Here is a 16,268-nt window from a genome sequence, read left to right as displayed (position 1 = left end):
GCCGGTGACCGCGTCATTGGTTTGGCTGGCCAGCGCCGCCATGTGCCCCCACCCGGGCGCCGCCCCGGTATTTTTCGAGCATGATTGCGCGCTTCACTACACCCTCACCCGCCTGCCCTGCAAGCGCTGCGGCATGGATAAAAGCATTCTGGCCCAAAAGGCCCTCCAATTCGCCCTCGGAGAAGAGCCTGAAGGAGGGTATTTCCGTTTCGTCCTCGGTAAGGAAGCTTGCAGCCTTCCTCGCCTGGTCTATCTTTCTCACGCCGTCCTCTGCCGCGTCCGTCGAATGGAACACCGCAAGGGCGGCCAAAGAGCGCACCGCCTGATCGACCTTCGTCGAGCCGGTGATGAACTGGCCGGCCTTGCGCGCCATGTTCATCATGCCGCCGAGCTGGGCCGCGATAAGCCGGTCCACATCGGCCCCGAGCTCCGGGCCCGCCTTGGCGTCCGCCCTCAACGCGCGCGCGAAAAGCTTCCTGGCGACCGCCTTGTCGACGATCGCCCGTTCGGCTTTCACCCAGCATCCACGTCCGGGGAGTTCACGCTTCAGGTCCGGCACGACGCTGCCGTCGGGACCTGCGACGAAGCGGATGAGGTCATCCGCATCGCCGCTTTCGCGCGTCACGATGCACATGCGGTCGTTCACGCCGTCGTCCTTCTTGCCCATATAGGTTTCCGCTCTTGCCAACGCAAACCGCTGTGCAACGTGGCCAACGGCATGTCGAACCGCGCGGGACGCCGGTCAGGCGTCCTGCTCGGCGCCTTCCACGGCCTCTTCCTCGGTGGCGAGGTCCTCTTCCGTGATCCAGCCGGCCGCAAGGCGGGCCTGCACGATCATGGCCTCGGCCTCGGCGCGGGAGACCTCGAACTTCGAGAAGAGACCCTCGAACTTCTTCGTCTCGCCGTCCTTGCGCTCGGTCCAGCCGACGAGGTCGTCGGCGGCGCAGCCGGCGAAGTCCTCGATCGTCTTGATGCCGTCCTCGCCGAGGGCGACGAGCATCTGGCCCGTCATGCCGTCGATCTGGCGCAGCTCATCGGCGACGCCGAGTTCCTTGCGCTTGGCATCCATCTCGGCCTCGATGCGCTCGAGATATTCGCGGGCGCGGGTCTGGATTTCCTGGGCCGTGTCTTCGTCGAAGCCGTCGATGGAGGCGATTTCGTCGAGATCGACATAGGCAAGCTCTTCAACGGCGGCAAAGCCTTCCGAAGCCAGAACCTGACCGACCATCTCATCGACGTCGAGCGATTCCATGAAGAGGTTGGTGCGCTCGTTGAATTCCTTCTGGCGGCGCTCGGACTCTTCGGCTTCCGTCAGGATGTCGATATCCCAGCCGGTGAGCTGCGAGGCGAGGCGCACGTTCTGGCCGCGGCGGCCGATGGCGAGCGAGAGCTGCTCGTCCGGAACGACGACTTCGATGCGCTCGGCATCCTCGTCCAGAACGACCTTGGCGACTTCCGCCGGCTGCAGGGCGTTGACGATGAAGGAGGCCGGGTCCTGCGACCACGGAATGATGTCGATCTTCTCGCCCTGCAGTTCGCCGACGACGGCCTGGACGCGCGAGCCGCGCATACCGACGCAGGCGCCGACCGGATCGATCGACGAGTCGTTCGAGATGACGGCGATCTTGGCGCGCGAGCCGGGGTCGCGGGCGACCGACTTGATCTGGATGATGCCGTCGTAGATTTCCGGCACTTCCATGGTGAAGAGCTTCACCATGAACTGCGGATGGGTGCGCGACAGGAAGATCTGCGGGCCGCGCTGCTCGCGGCGCACGTCGTAGACATAGGCGCGGACGCGGTCGCCGTAGCGCATGTTCTCGCGCGGGATCATCTCGTCGCGGCGGATGATGCCTTCGCCACGGCCGAGGTCGACGATGACGTTGCCGTATTCGACGCGCTTGACCGTGCCGTTGACGATCTCGCCGATGCGGTCCTTGTATTCGTCGTACTGGCGGTCACGCTCGGCTTCGCGCACCTTCTGCACGATGACCTGCTTGGCCGACTGGGCGGCGATGCGGCCGAAATCCATCGGCGGCAGCGGGTCGGCGATGAAATCGCCGAGCTTGGCGTCCGGGTTGCGGTCGCGCGCCAGTTCCAGCGGGATCTGGGTCGAGTAATCTTCGGCGTGCTCGACGACTTCCAGCAGGCGCTGGAGGCGGATTTCGCCGGTCTTGGAATTGATGTCGGCGCGGATGTTGGATTCCGTGCCGTAACGCGAGCGGGCCGCCTTCTGGATGGCGTCGGCCATCGCGGCAAGCACGATCTCACGGTCGATGACCTTTTCACGGGCCACGGCATCCGCGATCTGCAGAAGCTCAAGCCGGTTCGCACTGACTGCCATTGTCTCAGGTCTCCATGGTCTCGAGCCGGGGCCTTGCCGCCGGCATCTATGGGGCGGCGCGCCGCTCCGGTTCCGTCCTCTCCGCTCCGCCGCAAGGGCGGAACGCACTCACAAACTATTCTTCGTCGTCGCCGTCTTCGTCGTTCTGGTTGGCGGCCTGCGCCGCCTTCGCCTTCTTGTCGGCGGCCAGCGCGTCGCGGATCAGCTCGTCGGTCAGGATCAGCCGGCCCTCGGCAAGCGCCGCGAAGGGGATGACGACCGTCGGCTCGTCGCCGGCGGCGGGCTGGTCGCGTTCCAGCGTGAAACCGTTCTCGTCGGTCGCGACGATCTTGCCGCGGAAGCGCTTGCGCCCGTCGACGAGGATCGACGTCTCGCATTTCAGCAGGTGGCCGAGCCACCGCGAAAAGTCCGACTTGCGGACCATCGGCCGGTCGATGCCGGGCGACGACACTTCCAGATGATACGCCTTGTCGATCGGATCCTCAACGTCGAGCACCGGCGAGACGGCCATGGAGACCTGCTCGCAGTCCTCGACGGTCATGGTGCCGTCCGGGCGCTCGCACATGATCTGCAGCGTCGCTCCGTTCTGCGCGGAAAGCCGGACCCGCACGAGGCGGTAGCCGATCTGCTCGATGGTCGGCTCGATGATGTCGGCAACGCGCCGGTCGAGGCCGGTCTCGACGACGAGCCGCGGTTCGGCGGCGATTTCTGTCTGGGTCGTGTCGGTCATGACATGCCCTCCCGGGAAAGTCGTTATGATGCGCTCGATCGGGGCAATAAAAAAGAGCGGGTCCTCGCGGGCCCACTCTTCATCTGACGATCAAGAATTTGAGGGTGATATAGACCGGGTTCGCCGGAATTGCAAGTTCGGCATTCCGTCCGTCCCCACCAGCGCCCAATGATGGCCCCTCATCCGGCCTGCCGGCCACCTTCTCCCCACAGGCGGGGAGAAGGCTAGGGTGAGGGGCGGCCCAATCCACAAACGAACAGTTTCGAGACAATCGCCGCCACCGGCTTGCCGCTTTCGTCCCATGGACTAGATTGCACACAACGCTGCGTCGAGAATGAGTGCCCATCGTGCCGGACCGGACATCCCCCCTCGCCCCCTTCCGAAACGAAACCTTCCGGCTGATCTGGGCGGCCAGCCTGATCTCGAATTTCGGCGGGCTGATCCAGTCCGTCGGCGCGGCCTGGATGATGGCCTCGATCTCCTCCTCCGCCAACATGGTGGCGCTGGTGCAGGCCTCCACCTCGCTGCCGATCATGCTCTTCTCCGTCGCCGCCGGGGCGCTTGCCGACAATTTCGACCGGCGCAGGCTGATGCTGACGGCGCAGTGTTTCATGTTCGCGGTCTCGATCGCTCTGACGGTCTTTGCGTGGTACGGCCTCATCACGCCCTGGCTGCTTCTCGCCTTCACCTTCCTGATCGGCTGCGGCACCGCCCTCAACAACCCGGCCTGGCAGGCCTCGGTCGGCGACATGGTGCCGCGCGAGGACCTGCCGGCCGCCGTCTCGCTCAACAGCATGGGCTTCAACATCACCCGCAGCGTCGGCCCGGCCATCGGCGGCGTGATCGTCGCGGCCGCAGGCGCGGCGGCGGCCTTCGCCGCCAACGCGCTCAGCTATTTCGCCCTGCTCTATGCGCTCTTCCGCTGGAAGCCCAACATCTCGCCGCGCGCCTTGCCGCGCGAGGATTTCGGCCGCGCCATCTCGGCGGGCCTGCGCTACGTCTCCATGTCGCCCAATATCGGCAAGGTGCTGCTGCGCGGCTTCGCCTTCGGCCTTGCGACCAGCTCCATCCTCTCGCTGCTGCCGCTGATCGCCCGCGATCTCGTCGCCGGCGGGCCGCTCACCTTCGGCGTGCTGCTCGGCTGTTTCGGGCTCGGCGCCATCAGCGGCGCGCTGATGAATGCCGCGGTGCGCGAGCGCCTGACCAGCGAGACCATCGCGCGCCTTGCCTTTGCGGGCTTTGCGGTGAGTGCGAGCGTCTGCGCGCTCAGCTCGTCCGCCATCCTCACCGGCGCGGTGCTCCTGATCGCCGGCGCCTCCTGGGTGATGGCGCTCTCGCTGTTCAACACGACCGTCCAGCTCTCGACGCCGCGCTGGGTCGTCGCCCGCGCGCTCTCGCTCTACCAGACGACGACCTTCGGCGGCATCGCCGCCGGAAGCTGGATCTGGGGCACGACGGCCGACACGCATGGCGCGCAGGCCGCGCTTCTCGCCTCCGCGGTCGTCATGATCGCCGGCGCGGCGCTCGGCCTTCGCTACGGCCTGCCGGAACTGCAGAGCCTCAATGTCGATCCTCTGGGCCGCTTCAGCGAGCCGGACCTGCCGCTCGACCTGAAGCCGCGCAGCGGGCCTATCGTCATCCTCATCGACTACGAGATCGCGGAAGCGGATATCCCCGAATTCCTGGAGACCATGACCGAGCGGCGGCGCATCCGCATCCGCGACGGCGCCGGCCAGTGGGCGCTGATGCGCGACCTGGAGAACCCGACGGTCTGGACGGAGACCTACCACGTGCCGACCTGGGTGGAATATGTGCGCCACAACCAGCGCCGCACCCATGCGGACGCCGCCAACGGCGAGAAGCTGAGCCTCCTGCATCGCGGCACCGAGCCGCCGCGCGTCCACCGCATGATCGAGCGGCAGACGATCGTTCCGCATCAATACGAGCGGTTCAAGCAGCAGATGGAAATCCATTGAGGCGGAGCCGCCTCAAGCGTCAGCGAAGCCGGGATTTCAGCGAGGCATCCGGGTAGCAGGTCGGCGCGAGGCCGCTCTTGGCCTGCCAGTCGCCGAGCGAGCGGCGCGTCTTGTAGCCGGGCAGGCCGTCGACCTTGCCGACATCGTAGCCCTTGGCGACGAGCGCCTTCTGCATGGCCAGCACGTCCGAGCGCAGCATCTTGCCGACATCGCCCCATTCGCCCCGGAACGGGCCGCTGCCGAAGGCGATGCGGTCGGCGAGATTGCCGATGAAGAGGGCGTAGAGGTCGGAATTGTTGTATTCCTTGATCACGTAGAAATTCGGCGTGACGATGAATTCCGGCCCGTGCGTTCCCGCCGGCACCAGCATCATGCCGGATGCCTTCGCCTCTGCCGAGGGAAACGCCTTGCCGGAAATGCGCGTGATGCCGCTCGATGCCCAGGCCGAGATCGGCTTGGCGAGGTCGGGGCCCTCCTGCGCGCAGGAGACGCCATCGGGAATGGAGACCTCGTAGCCCCAGCCGCGGCCGGCCTGCCAGCCCTTCTGCGCCAGGTAGTTGGCGATGGAGGCGAGGCTGTCCGGCACCGAGCCCCAGATGTCGCGCACGCCGTCGCCGTCGAAATCGACGGCATATTTCAGGAAGCTCGTCGGCATGAACTGCGGCTGGCCGAGCGCGCCGGCCCAGGAGCCCTTGAGCTGGTCCACCGTGCGGTCGCCGCCGTCGACGATATGGAGCGCGGCGATCAGCTCCTTGCGGAACATGTCCTTGCGCGTCGACATGAAGGCCTTCGTCGCCAGCACGTCCACGGCGGAATAGGGGATCTTCGCGCTGCCGAAGCCGGATTCGCGGCCCCAAACGGCAAGGACGACCTCGCCCGGCACGCCGAAGCGCTTCTCGATCCTGCGCAGCGTGGCGGCATGGGTGCTGGCAAGGCTGCCTCCCCGGCCGGCGAGGCTCTGTAGCCGCTTTTCGGAGAAATAGGCGCCCGGCGAGGAGAACTCCGCCTGGCTCTGCGCCTGCTCCTTCTTCGGCCTGGAGCCGGGCGGCACGAGATCGGGCAGGTCCCAGTTGAGCGTCGCGCCCTGCATGGCGGCGCGGAAAGTCTTCTCGCTGACGCCGGCCTTCTGCGCGGACGGCCAGAGGTCCTTGTCGATCCAGGCGCGGAACATCTTCTCCACCTCGGCCTTGGAGGCGGCATGGGCGGGGAGAGCGGCAAGGGTCATGGCAATTGCGAGCACGAGGCGGGTTGCGATACCCCCCTCTGCCCTGCCGGGCATCTCCCCCACAGGGGGGGAGATTGAATCGTGGCACCGCCTCGCCCCCAGCCGATCTCCCCCCTTGTGGGGGAGATGCCCGGCAGGGCAGAGGGGGGTGAAACGCCGCAGCCATCCAAGCATCGTCAAAAACCTTCCTCAGATCGCCGTGCGGGCGCGCAGCGCCGCCGTCAGGGTGCCTTCGTCGAGATAGTCGAGCTCGCCGCCGACCGGCACGCCATGGGCGAGGCGCGTGATCTTCACGTCGAGGCCGGAGAGCTGGTCGGTGATGTAATGCGCCGTCGTCTGGCCCTCGACGGTCGCGTTGACGGCGATGATCAGCTCGCGCACGTCCCCTTTCGCCACCCGGTCGACGAGGCCGCGGATGTTGAGATCGTCCGGCCCGACGCCGTCGAGAGGCGAGAGCGTGCCGCCGAGAACGTGGTAGGCCGCGTTCATCGCGCCCGCGCGCTCCAGCGCCCAGAGGTCGGAGACGTCCTCGACGACGATGATGACCGACTGGTCGCGCCGCACATCCGTGCAGACCGTGCAGGGATCGCTGGTATCGACATTGCCGCAGCAGGAGCAGATGCGCACCTTGCGATGCGCCTCGCCCATCGCCTCGGCGAGGGGGCCGAGAAGCTGGTCCTTCTTCTTGACGAGATGCAGCGCCGCGCGGCGCGCCGAGCGGGGCCCGAGGCCCGGCACCTTCGCCAGAAGCTGGATGAGTTTTTCGATTTCGGGGCCGGTGACTCGTTTTGCCATTGCCGGTATCTAGCCCATATCAAGGGGAAACGGAATCCACCCCGCAGGAGGCAGCGCTGATCAGGATAGTCGCGGTATGCACGGGCCTTGCCCGGCCGGTTCCCGGCAAAAGCTACAAGACCGGCATTTTCAAGACGCCGACCGATGCGGCCGTGGTCGTCGACCGCGAGGGCCTTCTCGGCGACGCCATCTGCAACCGCAAGCACCATGGCGGGCCGGAACAGGCGGTCTACGGCCTCGGCTCCGTCGATCTCGACTGGTGGTCGAAGGAGCTCGGCCGCACCGTCGCGCCCGGCACCTTCGGCGAAAACCTCGTCATCTCGGGCGTCGACAGCCGCAGCGTGTCCGTCGGCGACCGGTTCGAGACGGAGAGCGTGCTCCTCGAAGTGACCTCCACCCGCATTCCCTGCAGCACGCTGACCGCCCGGATGGGCGATCCGGCCTTTGCAAAACGCTTCATGCAGGCGGGCCGGCCGGGCTTCTATTGCCGCGTCCTGAGGGACGGCGTCATCCAGGCCGGCGATGCCGTGACCTACACGCCCTTCGACGGCGAGCCCGTCACCATGCCGGAACTGCTGCGCACCTACGGCCGAAACCTTGCCGAGGAGGACCGCCTCCGCTACCTCGCCGCGCCGATCAACGACAAGCTGCGCGCGGCGCTCACCGGCTGATCAGCGGGTGGCGATGGCGGCCGCGGCACCGGCCATGGTGCCGGCGCTGACACGGTTGGCGATGCGCACGGCGCGCGGGCTCTTCAGGAACAGCCGGGCGCGCGACGCGAGGAAGACCCAGGCAAGATCGATGGCGACGAGCACGACGAACATGGTCGCCACCAGTTCCGCCCAGCCGGCGAGCGTGACGGCGCCAAGATCGATGATCGCCGGCAGCAGCGCGACATAGAACATCATGATCTTGGGATTGCCGAGCGTCACCGTCAGCCCGGCGAAGAAGAGCTTTACGCCCGAGCGCGCCTCGGGCAAGGCCTCCTCGCCCGTATCGGTTGGCGCGGACCACATCTTCCAGGCGAGATAGAGGAGATAGGCGACGCCGAGCCACTTGATGGCGACGAAGGCGGCCTGGAAGGTCTCGGCGATGGCGGCAAGGCCGAGCACGGCGCAGGTGAGCCAGACGCCCTCGCCGACCCACATGGCGGCGAGGAAGGGAAGCACGTCCCTCGGCCCGCGGGACAGCACGCGGGCGACCAGAGCGGCGATGCTCGGGCCGGGCGAGCCGGCCGCCATCATCAGCGCGCCGGCAAAGACAAGCAGGGTCGTCAGGCTCATGGGTATTCCTCCTCGGAGCCCTAAACCTACAGGATCAGAACGGCAGTTTGAAGCCGGGCGGGATCGGCAGGCCGGCGGTCAACGCCTTGGTCTTCTCGGCGGCCTGAGCTTCCGCCTTTTCCTTCGCGTCCTTGTGGGCGGCGACGATCAGGTCCTCGAGAATCTCGACATCGTCTTCCTTGAAGAGCGAGGGATCGATCTTCAGGCCCTTCAGCGTGCCCTTGCCGTCGAGCGTGACGGAGACGAGGCCGCCGCCGGAGGTGCCGCTCACTTCGAGCGCGGCGATCTCCTCCTGCATCTTCTCCATCTTGGCCTGCATTTCCTTGACCTTGCCCATCATGCCCATGATGTCGCGCATCGGCCTCTCCTCTTCGTCTCTGACTATATCAATGTTCTATATCGTCGCCGGGCAGGATGTCGCCCTCGGCGGATTCGGCGGCGGCCACGGCCTCGACGGTCTCGGCCTCGTCTTCCGTCTCCTGCACCTTGATGCGCACGTCGGTGATCTTGGCGCCGGGGAAGCGCTGCAGGATGGCGGCGACGTCGGGGTCCTGGCGGGCATCAGCGACACGCGCTTCCTGCGCCATGGTTTCGGCTTCCGACAGGGTCGGCCCGCCGGCCTCCCGCGAAAGGATCACCAGCCAGCGGATGCCGGTCCATTCCAGAAGCCGGTTCTGGAGATCGGGGACAAGCGACTTGGGGGCATCCTGAGCAAGGCCGATTTCCAGCTTGCCGGGCTCGACGCTGACGGGGCGCACGAAGGCGCGCACGAGGGCGCGCAGGCGGATGTCGCGGTTCTTCGTGCAGAGATCGGCGATGTCGGAGATCGACTGGACCGGCACTTTCGGCTTGACGGCCGGCTGTTCGGCAGGCGCGGCCTCGGTGCGGCCGACGGGCTGGGGCGCCGGCTCGGCCTGCGGCACGGCGCGCAGCATGGTCGCGCCGTTCGACTGGGCGCGCAGCGGTGCATCGGGCTGGCGCGCGACGGCGGAAACGGACGCCTGCGCCGAGGGCTGGCCGGAAGAAGCGCCGGATTGCGGCGCGCGGCCGCCATTGCCGCCGCCCTCGCCGCTCGAAAGCTCGGCGAGCCGGCGCGCGGCCTCTTCCGGCGAGGGAAGGTTGGCGGCGTGGGCAAGGCGGATGATGACCATTTCGGCGGCGCCCGCCGGACGGCTGGAGGCCTCCGTTTCCGGAATGCCCTTCAGCAGCATCTGCCACATGCGCGAAAGCGCGGTGACGGCAATGGAATTGGCGAACTCGACGCCGCGCGTGCGCTCGATCTCGCTCAGCGACTGGTCGCCGGCAGCGTCGGGCACATATTTCATGCGGGTGACGAGATGGGTGAAGTCGGCGAGGTCCGTCAGCACCACGGAGGGGCTGGCGCCCGCCTCGTACTGTGCGGCGAACTCGGCCAGCGCCGCCGCCGCGTCGCCCTTCACGATGTGCTCGAAGAGATCGACGATGCGGGCGCGGTCGGCAAGGCCGAGCATGGAGCGTACGGCATCGACCTCGACGCGGCCCGCGCCATGGGCGATCGCCTGGTCGAGCAGCGACAGGCCGTCGCGTGCCGAGCCCTCGGCCGCGCGGGCGACCATGGCGAGCGCGTCCGGCTCGAACTCGACGCCTTCCTTGCCGAGGATGGTGGTGAAGAGGCCGACGAGATCCGACGCGCCGATGCGGCGCAGGTCGAAACGCTGGCAGCGCGACAGGACGGTAATCGGAACCTTGCGGATTTCCGTCGTCGCGAAGATGAACTTCACATGCTCCGGCGGCTCTTCCAGCGTCTTCAAGAGGCCGTTGAAGGCCTGCGTGGAGAGCATGTGCACTTCGTCGATGATATAGACTTTATAGCGCGCCGAGACGGGGCGGTAGCGCACCTGCTCGATGATCTCGCGGATGTCGTCGATGCCGGTATGGGAGGCGGCATCCATCTCGATGACGTCGACATGGCGGCCTTCCATGATCGCCTGGCAGTGCTCGCCGGGCACACGAAGGTCGATGGTCGGCTTGTCGATCTCCGGCGTCTTGTAGTTCAGCGCGCGGGCGAGGATGCGGGCGGTCGTCGTCTTGCCGACGCCGCGCACGCCGGTCAGCATATAGGCCTGGGCGATGCGGCCGGTCTCGAAGGCGTTGGTCAGCGTGCGGACCATCGGCTCCTGGCCGACCATGAGGTCGGAGAAGTCCTTCGGGCGATACTTGCGGGCAAGCACCCGGTAGGCGGCCGGCTTCTCGGTGGACGGATTTGAGGTTGCGTCGCTCATCGACCCTGCCGTTAATCGAACGTCTGTCCCGACAGGACGGAAAGGTGGGAGGCTGGCACGATGACCCGTGCCGGGGCTCGTTAGGGCTGCTTCCTTCCGGACCTGACCCGGTTGGCGAGTGGCTCGTCCACCACCAACCTCCCACTCCCCATATCGGCAATATTCCATCCGAATGCAAGCGGAGGCGATAAAAAACTGTTGGAGCGAAATCGGGTGCGTGGCATGAATCGTCTGTACCGGACGTAAATCCGCTTTACGCTTTTGCTGGTAGTGCGTTGCAATGAGCATTCGGGAGGACCCCTTGAGCGATTTTCGACCTGACGAACGGCTGGTTCGCGACAGCGATCTCGTAACGAGGATCGGCCTGTGCGAGCTGCGCCTCATGAAGGACAGACGCTGGCCGTGGCTGGTGCTCGTGCCACAGCGCGCGGATGTCAGCGAGGTCTTCGACCTGACGCCGCTCGACCAGACCATGCTGACCTTCGAGACCAATCTCGTGGCCGAGGCGTTGAAGACGGTGACCGGCGCGACGAAGATCAACACCGGCGCGCTCGGCAACATCGTCCGCCAGCTCCATGTGCATGTCGTCGCGCGCAGCGAGGGCGACCCGAACTGGCCCGGCCCCATCTGGGGCCACGGCACCGCCGAGCCGCGCTCGGCCGAGGAAACCAAGGCTTTCGCCGCCAAGCTGCTGGACGCACTGACCCCATGAAGCCATCGCTTTTCGATCTCTACCGCCCGCATCCGGAACCCAGCACCATGGTGGCCTTTGCGGAAAACAGCCTCGACCGCCAGTCGGAGCACCGCGCGCCGGACTGCCTGGAGCAGGCTTTCAAGGCGGAGAACGTGCATGCCTTCGCGCTGGCCGGCGGCAAGCTGGTCGTCAAGCACGACGAGAAGATCATCGATCCGCTCTTTGCGCCCTACGAGCTCGCCGAACTTGGGCCGATGCCCGAGGACGCCATCCTGCTCGGCTACCTGAAGAACGGCGAGCCGCGGCTGGCGATCCCCGTCACGGCCGATCCCGATACGCTGCAGGAGCCGCTGAAGGCGGCCGACGGACGCACGCTCTACCGCCAGCAGATGCTCGACGACGACCTGCTCGGCCAGTTCGCCCAGGCCTCCAGCCTGATGACCTGGAACGGCAACAACCGCTTCTGCGGCAAGTGCGGTTCGCCGACCCGCTCGGAGATCGGCGGCTACCGCCGCGTCTGCGAGGCCTGCAACCACACGATCTTTCCGCGCACCGACCCGGTCGCCATCATGCTGGTCATCGATCTCGAGCGGGACCTGTGCCTGCTCGGCCGCTCGCCGCATTTCCCGGAGGGCATGTATTCCTGCCTCGCCGGCTTCCTGGAGCCGGGCGAGACGATCGAGCATACCGTGCGCCGCGAGACCTTCGAGGAATCCGGCATCAAGGTCGGCCGCGTGCGCTACCACGCCTCGCAGCCCTGGCCGATGCCGCATTCGCTGATGATCGGCTGCTATGGCGAGGCGATCTCCTTCGACATCCGCCGCGACGAAACGGAACTGGAGGACTGCCGCTGGTTCACCCGCGAGGAGACGGCGGCGATGGTGGCGCGCGGCGCGCTGTCGGGCGTCGCGCCCGGCATGACGACGCCGCCGCCGAAGGGCGCCATCGCGCACCGGCTGATGCGCGACTGGCTCGACTGGGACGACTGATCAGCGCAGGCCGAGATGCGGCTGGTCGCCGGGATGCTCGCGCAGCCTGAGGCTCGGCGCCATGAAGCGCGCGATGACCGGGCTGACGAGGAAGGTGACGACGATCCAGGCCGGCAGCAGGTATTTCGCGTGCTCGTTGAGGACCGGAACGGTGAGGATGGCGATGGCGCCGGCACCGAAGACGACGGCGTTCACCATCATCGATACGAGAATGGTAATATAGGTGATCGTACGCATGGGCATCTCCTTTCCATGGAAAATGCCCACGCGGCGGCGCGGTTCCGCGCCGCCTGACGATCGTCAAGTTCCCGGCAAATCGCTCAGAACGCGCTGCGCATCGGATGCGCGCGATAGGTGCCGAGGATGCGGACCTTTTCCGAGAAGAAGCGCAGTTCCTCCAGCGCGCGGCGCACCGGCAGGTCGTCCGGATGGCCCTCGATATCGGCATAGAACTGCGTGGCGTAGAACTTGCCGCCGATCTGGTAGCTTTCCAGCTTCGTCATGTTGATGCCGTTGGTGGCGAAGCCGCCCATCGCCTTGTAGAGCGCGGCGGGGATGTTGCGCACGTTGAAGACGAAGGTGGTGACGATGGTCTCGTCGCCGTCGCGCACGACCGGCACCGGATCGCGCGAGAGCACGACGAAGCGGGTGACGTTGCTCTCCGTGTCCTCGACATTCTCGGCGATGATCGACAGGCCGTAGAGGTCGGCGGCAAGGCGCGGGGCGAGCGCCGCCATGGTGCGGTCGCCGGTCTCCGAGACCAGCTTGGCCGCGCCCGCCGTGTCGCCCGCGATCACCGGCTTCCAGCCGTTGAGGCGGACGATCTTGCGGCACTGGCCGAGCGCGTGGATATGGCTGTGGACCGTGCGGACCTCGTCCTTCGTCACGCCCGGCAGCACCATGAGCTGGAAGCGGATCGGCATGAAATATTCGCCGACGATGTGCAGGCGCGATTCCGGCAGAAGATGATGGATGTCGGCGACGCGGCCGGCAATCGTGTTCTCGATCGGGATCATGCCGAGATCGGCATCGCCGTTCTCGACGGCAAGGAACGCATCCTCGAAGGTCTGGCAGGGCAGCGGCTCCATGTTCGGGAACATGTCGCGGCTCGCCATGTCGGAATTCGCGCCGAACTCGCCCTGGAAGGCGATCTTGTTGGTCTTCGTGATCATGGCAGGTATCCGTGTCAGATGGGATGGGCGGCGAGCATCGCGCGGGCCTTTTCGAGGTCCGCGGGAGTATCGACACCGAGCGGAACGGTGTCAACGATCTCCGCGTCGATGCGCATGCCGGCCTCCAGCGCCCGAAGCTGCTCCAGCGATTCCCGCCTTTCCAGCGTCGAGGGCGGCAGCGTCACGAAGGTCTCCAGCGCCTTGCGGCGATAGGCATAAAGGCCGATGTGGTGGTAGAGCGGGCCGTTGCCGTAGGGCGCGGTCGCGCGCGTGAAATAGAGGGCGCGCAGGCGGCTTTCGCCGACAGGCGAGCCGACGATCTTGACCACGTTGGGATTGGTCTTCTCGTGCTCGTCGCTGATCTCGGTCGTCAGCGTCGCGATATCGGTCGCGGCGTTCTCCAGCGGGCGCAGGGCGGCGCGGATGGTTTCCGGGTCGATGGTCGGCAGGTCGCCCTGGACGTTGATGACGAACTCGGCGCGGCCTTCCGGGTCACTCTTGGTCAGCGCCTCGTGGATGCGGTCGGAGCCGGACTGGTGGTCGACCCGGGTCATCACCGCGGCAAAGCCCGCCGCGACGACGGCGTCGAAGATGTCCTGGTGATCGACGGCGACGACGACACGGCCGACATCGGCCGCGGCGGCCCGGCGCGCAACCTGCACGATCATCGGCAGGCCCGCAATGTCGGCGAGCGGCTTGCCGGGAAGCCGGGTCGAGGCCATGCGCGCGGGAATGAGGACGAGGCTCTTGTCAAAATTGGCGCGATTCATCTCAGGCCCTTCAAAACCCCCTGGAAAAGTGTCAATAAGTCTCAGTGCGGGGGCTACAATCACTGTTGCAACGAAGCAGCAAAAGACATAGGTTCCGCGCGATTTCAAGACTGGCCGGTGTCAGGTCCGCCGGTTGCTAGGGGAGCGTTTGGATGAACTCTTATGTGAACATGGGCGTGGGTGCCCTTCTGGGCACCGTCTTCGTACTGATGTCCGTGTCGATCGCTTCTGAAGGCATTTTCCATTCGGGCGCTCCCGAGAAGGAAGGCTTCGCGATCGTGGCCGAGGAAACGGGCGGCGAGGCAGCGGGCGGCGAAGAAGCCGCGAAGGCCGTTCCGATCGCGACCCTGCTCGCCAGCGCCGACGCGGGCGCAGGCGAAACCGTCTTCAAGAAGTGTGCGAGCTGTCACACCGGGGAGAAGGGCGGACCGAACAAGGTCGGCCCCAACCTCTGGGACGTCGTCAACCGCCCGATCGCCTCGCATGAGGGCTTCAGCTATTCCGCAGGCATGACCACCTTCTCCGAAGGCCACAAGGTCGTCTGGGACTTCGACCACCTGAACTTCTTCCTCGAAGCACCGAAGAAGCACGTTCCGGGCACCGCCATGGGCTTCGCCGGCCTCAAGAAGGACGACGAGCGTGCCAACCTGATCGCCTACCTGCGCACGCTCTCCGACAATCCCGCGCCGCTGCCGACCGCTTCGAGCGAAGGCGCTGCCGCGACGGAAGGCGCAGCCCCCGCTGAGGGCGGCGCGGCCACCGAAGGCGGCGCTGCGGCAACGCAGGACGGCGCGGCGACCCCGGCCGAAGGCGGCGCGGCAACCACGACCGAGGGCGCAGCTCCAGCCGAGGGCGGCGCGACGCAGGGCACCACGACGGAACAGCCGGCCGCTCAGTAAAAAGAGCGCCAGCCACGGATTTGGAAAACCCGGCCTTCGCGCCGGGTTTTTTGTTGCCGGCGAAAGGGGATCTCAGCCGAGCAGCCAGGCCCAGAAGGAAACGGTGAAGACGCCGAACGCCGTCGTCATGGTGATCGTCGAGGAGGCGAGCGCGTGGCCGACGCCGAAATGGTTGGCGAGCAGCCAGGCGTTGACGCCCGTCGGCACGGAAGAGGTCAGCACCATCGCCGCCGTCCATTCCGGCGAAAGGCCGAGCAGCCGGCAGGCGACATAGACGGAGCCCGGCAGGATGAGGAGCTTGAGGCCGGTCATGGCGAGCGCAATACCGGCATTGCCGCCGACCTTGTACTTGTTGAGCGCCATGCCGATGGAGACGAGCGCGGCCGGCGCGGCAAGGGCCGCGAGCTGGTCGATCACCACCTTCACCGGGCCGGAGAGCGGAACGCCGCCGGTATGGAACAGCGCACCGGCGACGAGGCCGATCACCAGCGGATTGCGCACGAGGCTCCGGCCGATGCCGAGCAGCAGCGCCGTGAAGCTTTGCGGCTCGCGCGTATGCTCCTTGCGCTCGGCCCGCTCCATCAGCACCGTGCCGGCGATCATCATGACCGGCAGATGCACGGAGATGAGGACGGAGAGCGCCACCACGCCGTCGTTACCGACGATGCGCGAGACGAGCGGCAGGCCGATGAAGATGGTGTTGGCGAAGGCGGAGGAGACCCCGGCAAGCACGCCGATGCGCCGGTCGCGCCCGAAACCGAGCGTCGCCGCGAGATGGGCGACGGTCCAGGTGAAGGCGACGCCGGCGAAATAGGCGACCCAGATGCGCAGCGGCGATTCGCCGGAGAAATTCGCCTCCGCGATGGTGCGGAAGAGCAGCACCGGCACGGCGACGCGGAAGACGAACTCGCCGAGCCCCTCGCCCAGCTCCTCCCTGAGATAGCCGGTGCGGACCAGCAGCCAGCCGATCAGGATCAGCGCGAAGATGGGCAGGACGTTGAAGGCGACGTCAGACATGAAACCGTCCGGGAGAGGCAGGAGCCGCAAGGCGGCCGCCCTGCGGCCTCATGGGTAGGGCAATCGGCGGGCCGGAGCAATTCCCGCCCGGCGCGGAAACACGCCTTCACCCGAAC

17 protein-coding genes and 1 other RNA gene are annotated in these 16,268 nt (G+C 66.7%); 5 read left to right on the top strand and 13 right to left on the bottom strand.

Annotated elements, in window-relative coordinates; genetic code table 11:
* Positions 1-13 precede the first annotated feature (13 nt).
* The 3 genes from ShzoTeo12_RS01045 to rimP form a co-directional block, all read right to left on the bottom strand.
* Positions 14-667, bottom strand: a complete 654-nt coding sequence (locus ShzoTeo12_RS01045) for an RNA-binding protein (RefSeq protein ID WP_119257625.1) — start codon at positions 665-667, stop codon at positions 14-16.
* A 75-nt stretch (positions 668-742) separates the two neighbouring features.
* Positions 743-2,341, bottom strand: a complete 1,599-nt coding sequence (nusA, locus tag ShzoTeo12_RS01040; RefSeq protein WP_119257624.1) for a transcription termination factor NusA — start codon at positions 2,339-2,341, stop codon at positions 743-745.
* A gap of 115 nt (positions 2,342-2,456) precedes the next feature.
* Positions 2,457-3,071, bottom strand: a complete 615-nt coding sequence (gene rimP, locus ShzoTeo12_RS01035; RefSeq protein WP_318910892.1) for a ribosome maturation factor RimP — start codon at positions 3,069-3,071, stop codon at positions 2,457-2,459.
* A gap of 347 nt (positions 3,072-3,418) precedes the next feature.
* On the opposite strand from rimP, the gene ShzoTeo12_RS01030 reads away from it, so the two are divergent.
* Positions 3,419-5,047: an MFS transporter gene (locus tag ShzoTeo12_RS01030; RefSeq protein WP_318912338.1), complete on the top strand. Its 1,629-nt coding sequence runs from the start codon at positions 3,419-3,421 to the stop codon at positions 5,045-5,047.
* A gap of 19 nt (positions 5,048-5,066) precedes the next feature.
* Here ShzoTeo12_RS01030 and ShzoTeo12_RS01025 read toward each other — a convergent pair whose 3' ends face one another.
* Positions 5,067-6,272, bottom strand: a complete 1,206-nt coding sequence (locus ShzoTeo12_RS01025; protein ID WP_318910890.1) for a lytic murein transglycosylase — start codon at positions 6,270-6,272, stop codon at positions 5,067-5,069.
* Between the two features lie 189 nt (positions 6,273-6,461).
* Positions 6,462-7,067 (bottom strand): recombination mediator RecR, encoded by a 606-nt coding sequence (gene recR, locus ShzoTeo12_RS01020; RefSeq protein WP_203317496.1) that lies wholly within the window; start codon positions 7,065-7,067, stop codon positions 6,462-6,464.
* A gap of 59 nt (positions 7,068-7,126) precedes the next feature.
* On the opposite strand from recR, the gene ShzoTeo12_RS01015 reads away from it, so the two are divergent.
* Complete coding sequence (locus ShzoTeo12_RS01015) at positions 7,127-7,738, top strand: MOSC domain-containing protein (protein WP_318912337.1); 612 nt, start codon at positions 7,127-7,129, stop codon at positions 7,736-7,738.
* On the opposite strand, the gene ShzoTeo12_RS01010 is transcribed toward ShzoTeo12_RS01015, so the two are convergent.
* The 4 genes from ShzoTeo12_RS01010 to ffs form a co-directional block, all read right to left on the bottom strand.
* Positions 7,739-8,350, bottom strand: coding sequence for a LysE family translocator (locus tag ShzoTeo12_RS01010; RefSeq protein ID WP_318910885.1), 612 nt, complete (start codon positions 8,348-8,350; stop codon positions 7,739-7,741).
* Between the two features lie 34 nt (positions 8,351-8,384).
* Entirely contained in the window at positions 8,385-8,708 is a 324-nt protein-coding gene (locus ShzoTeo12_RS01005) for a YbaB/EbfC family nucleoid-associated protein (RefSeq protein ID WP_318910883.1), read from the bottom strand.
* A 28-nt stretch (positions 8,709-8,736) separates the two neighbouring features.
* Positions 8,737-10,611, bottom strand: coding sequence for a DNA polymerase III subunit gamma/tau (locus ShzoTeo12_RS01000; RefSeq protein WP_318910881.1), 1,875 nt, complete (start codon positions 10,609-10,611; stop codon positions 8,737-8,739).
* Positions 10,612-10,655: 44 nt separating this feature from the next.
* An RNA gene (gene ffs / locus ShzoTeo12_RS00995) (signal recognition particle sRNA small type) lies at positions 10,656-10,753 on the bottom strand.
* A 138-nt stretch (positions 10,754-10,891) separates the two neighbouring features.
* Here ffs and ShzoTeo12_RS00990 point away from each other — a divergent pair.
* Together ShzoTeo12_RS00990 and nudC are read left to right on the top strand one after the other, a co-directional pair.
* Positions 10,892-11,323 carry an HIT family protein gene (locus ShzoTeo12_RS00990; protein ID WP_318910879.1) on the top strand — a complete coding sequence of 144 codons (432 nt, stop codon included), beginning with the start codon at positions 10,892-10,894 and terminating at the stop codon, positions 11,321-11,323.
* The gene (nudC, locus tag ShzoTeo12_RS00985) at positions 11,320-12,294 is read left to right on the top strand and encodes an NAD(+) diphosphatase (RefSeq protein WP_318910876.1); all 975 of its coding nucleotides are present in this window, start codon (positions 11,320-11,322) and stop codon (positions 12,292-12,294) included. Before ShzoTeo12_RS00990 ends, nudC begins: the two co-directional genes overlap by 4 nt.
* Here the strand turns inward: nudC and ShzoTeo12_RS00980 are convergent, their stop codons facing one another.
* From ShzoTeo12_RS00980 to ShzoTeo12_RS00970, 3 genes are all read right to left on the bottom strand, one after another.
* The gene (locus ShzoTeo12_RS00980; RefSeq protein WP_318910874.1) at positions 12,295-12,531 is read right to left on the bottom strand and encodes a hypothetical protein; all 237 of its coding nucleotides are present in this window, start codon (positions 12,529-12,531) and stop codon (positions 12,295-12,297) included.
* Positions 12,532-12,614: 83 nt separating this feature from the next.
* Positions 12,615-13,466, bottom strand: a complete 852-nt coding sequence (locus ShzoTeo12_RS00975; RefSeq protein WP_119257615.1) for a prephenate dehydratase — start codon at positions 13,464-13,466, stop codon at positions 12,615-12,617.
* Positions 13,467-13,480: 14 nt separating this feature from the next.
* Positions 13,481-14,236: a 3-deoxy-manno-octulosonate cytidylyltransferase gene (locus ShzoTeo12_RS00970; protein ID WP_318910872.1), complete on the bottom strand. Its 756-nt coding sequence runs from the start codon at positions 14,234-14,236 to the stop codon at positions 13,481-13,483.
* A gap of 152 nt (positions 14,237-14,388) precedes the next feature.
* Here ShzoTeo12_RS00970 and ShzoTeo12_RS00965 point away from each other — a divergent pair, with 152 nt between their 5' ends.
* Positions 14,389-15,135: a c-type cytochrome gene (locus ShzoTeo12_RS00965; protein WP_119257613.1), complete on the top strand. Its 747-nt coding sequence runs from the start codon at positions 14,389-14,391 to the stop codon at positions 15,133-15,135.
* A gap of 72 nt (positions 15,136-15,207) precedes the next feature.
* On the opposite strand, the gene ShzoTeo12_RS00960 is transcribed toward ShzoTeo12_RS00965, so the two are convergent.
* Entirely contained in the window at positions 15,208-16,152 is a 945-nt protein-coding gene (locus tag ShzoTeo12_RS00960; RefSeq protein ID WP_318910868.1) for an AEC family transporter, read from the bottom strand.
* Positions 16,153-16,268 lie beyond the last annotated feature (116 nt).

The sequence above is a fragment of the Shinella zoogloeoides genome, from assembly GCF_033705735.1.
In the GTDB taxonomy this organism is placed as follows: domain Bacteria; phylum Pseudomonadota; class Alphaproteobacteria; order Rhizobiales; family Rhizobiaceae; genus Shinella; species Shinella zoogloeoides_A.
Note: the sequence above shows the minus strand (reverse complement) of the source record. Positions and strands in the feature narration are given on the sequence as shown.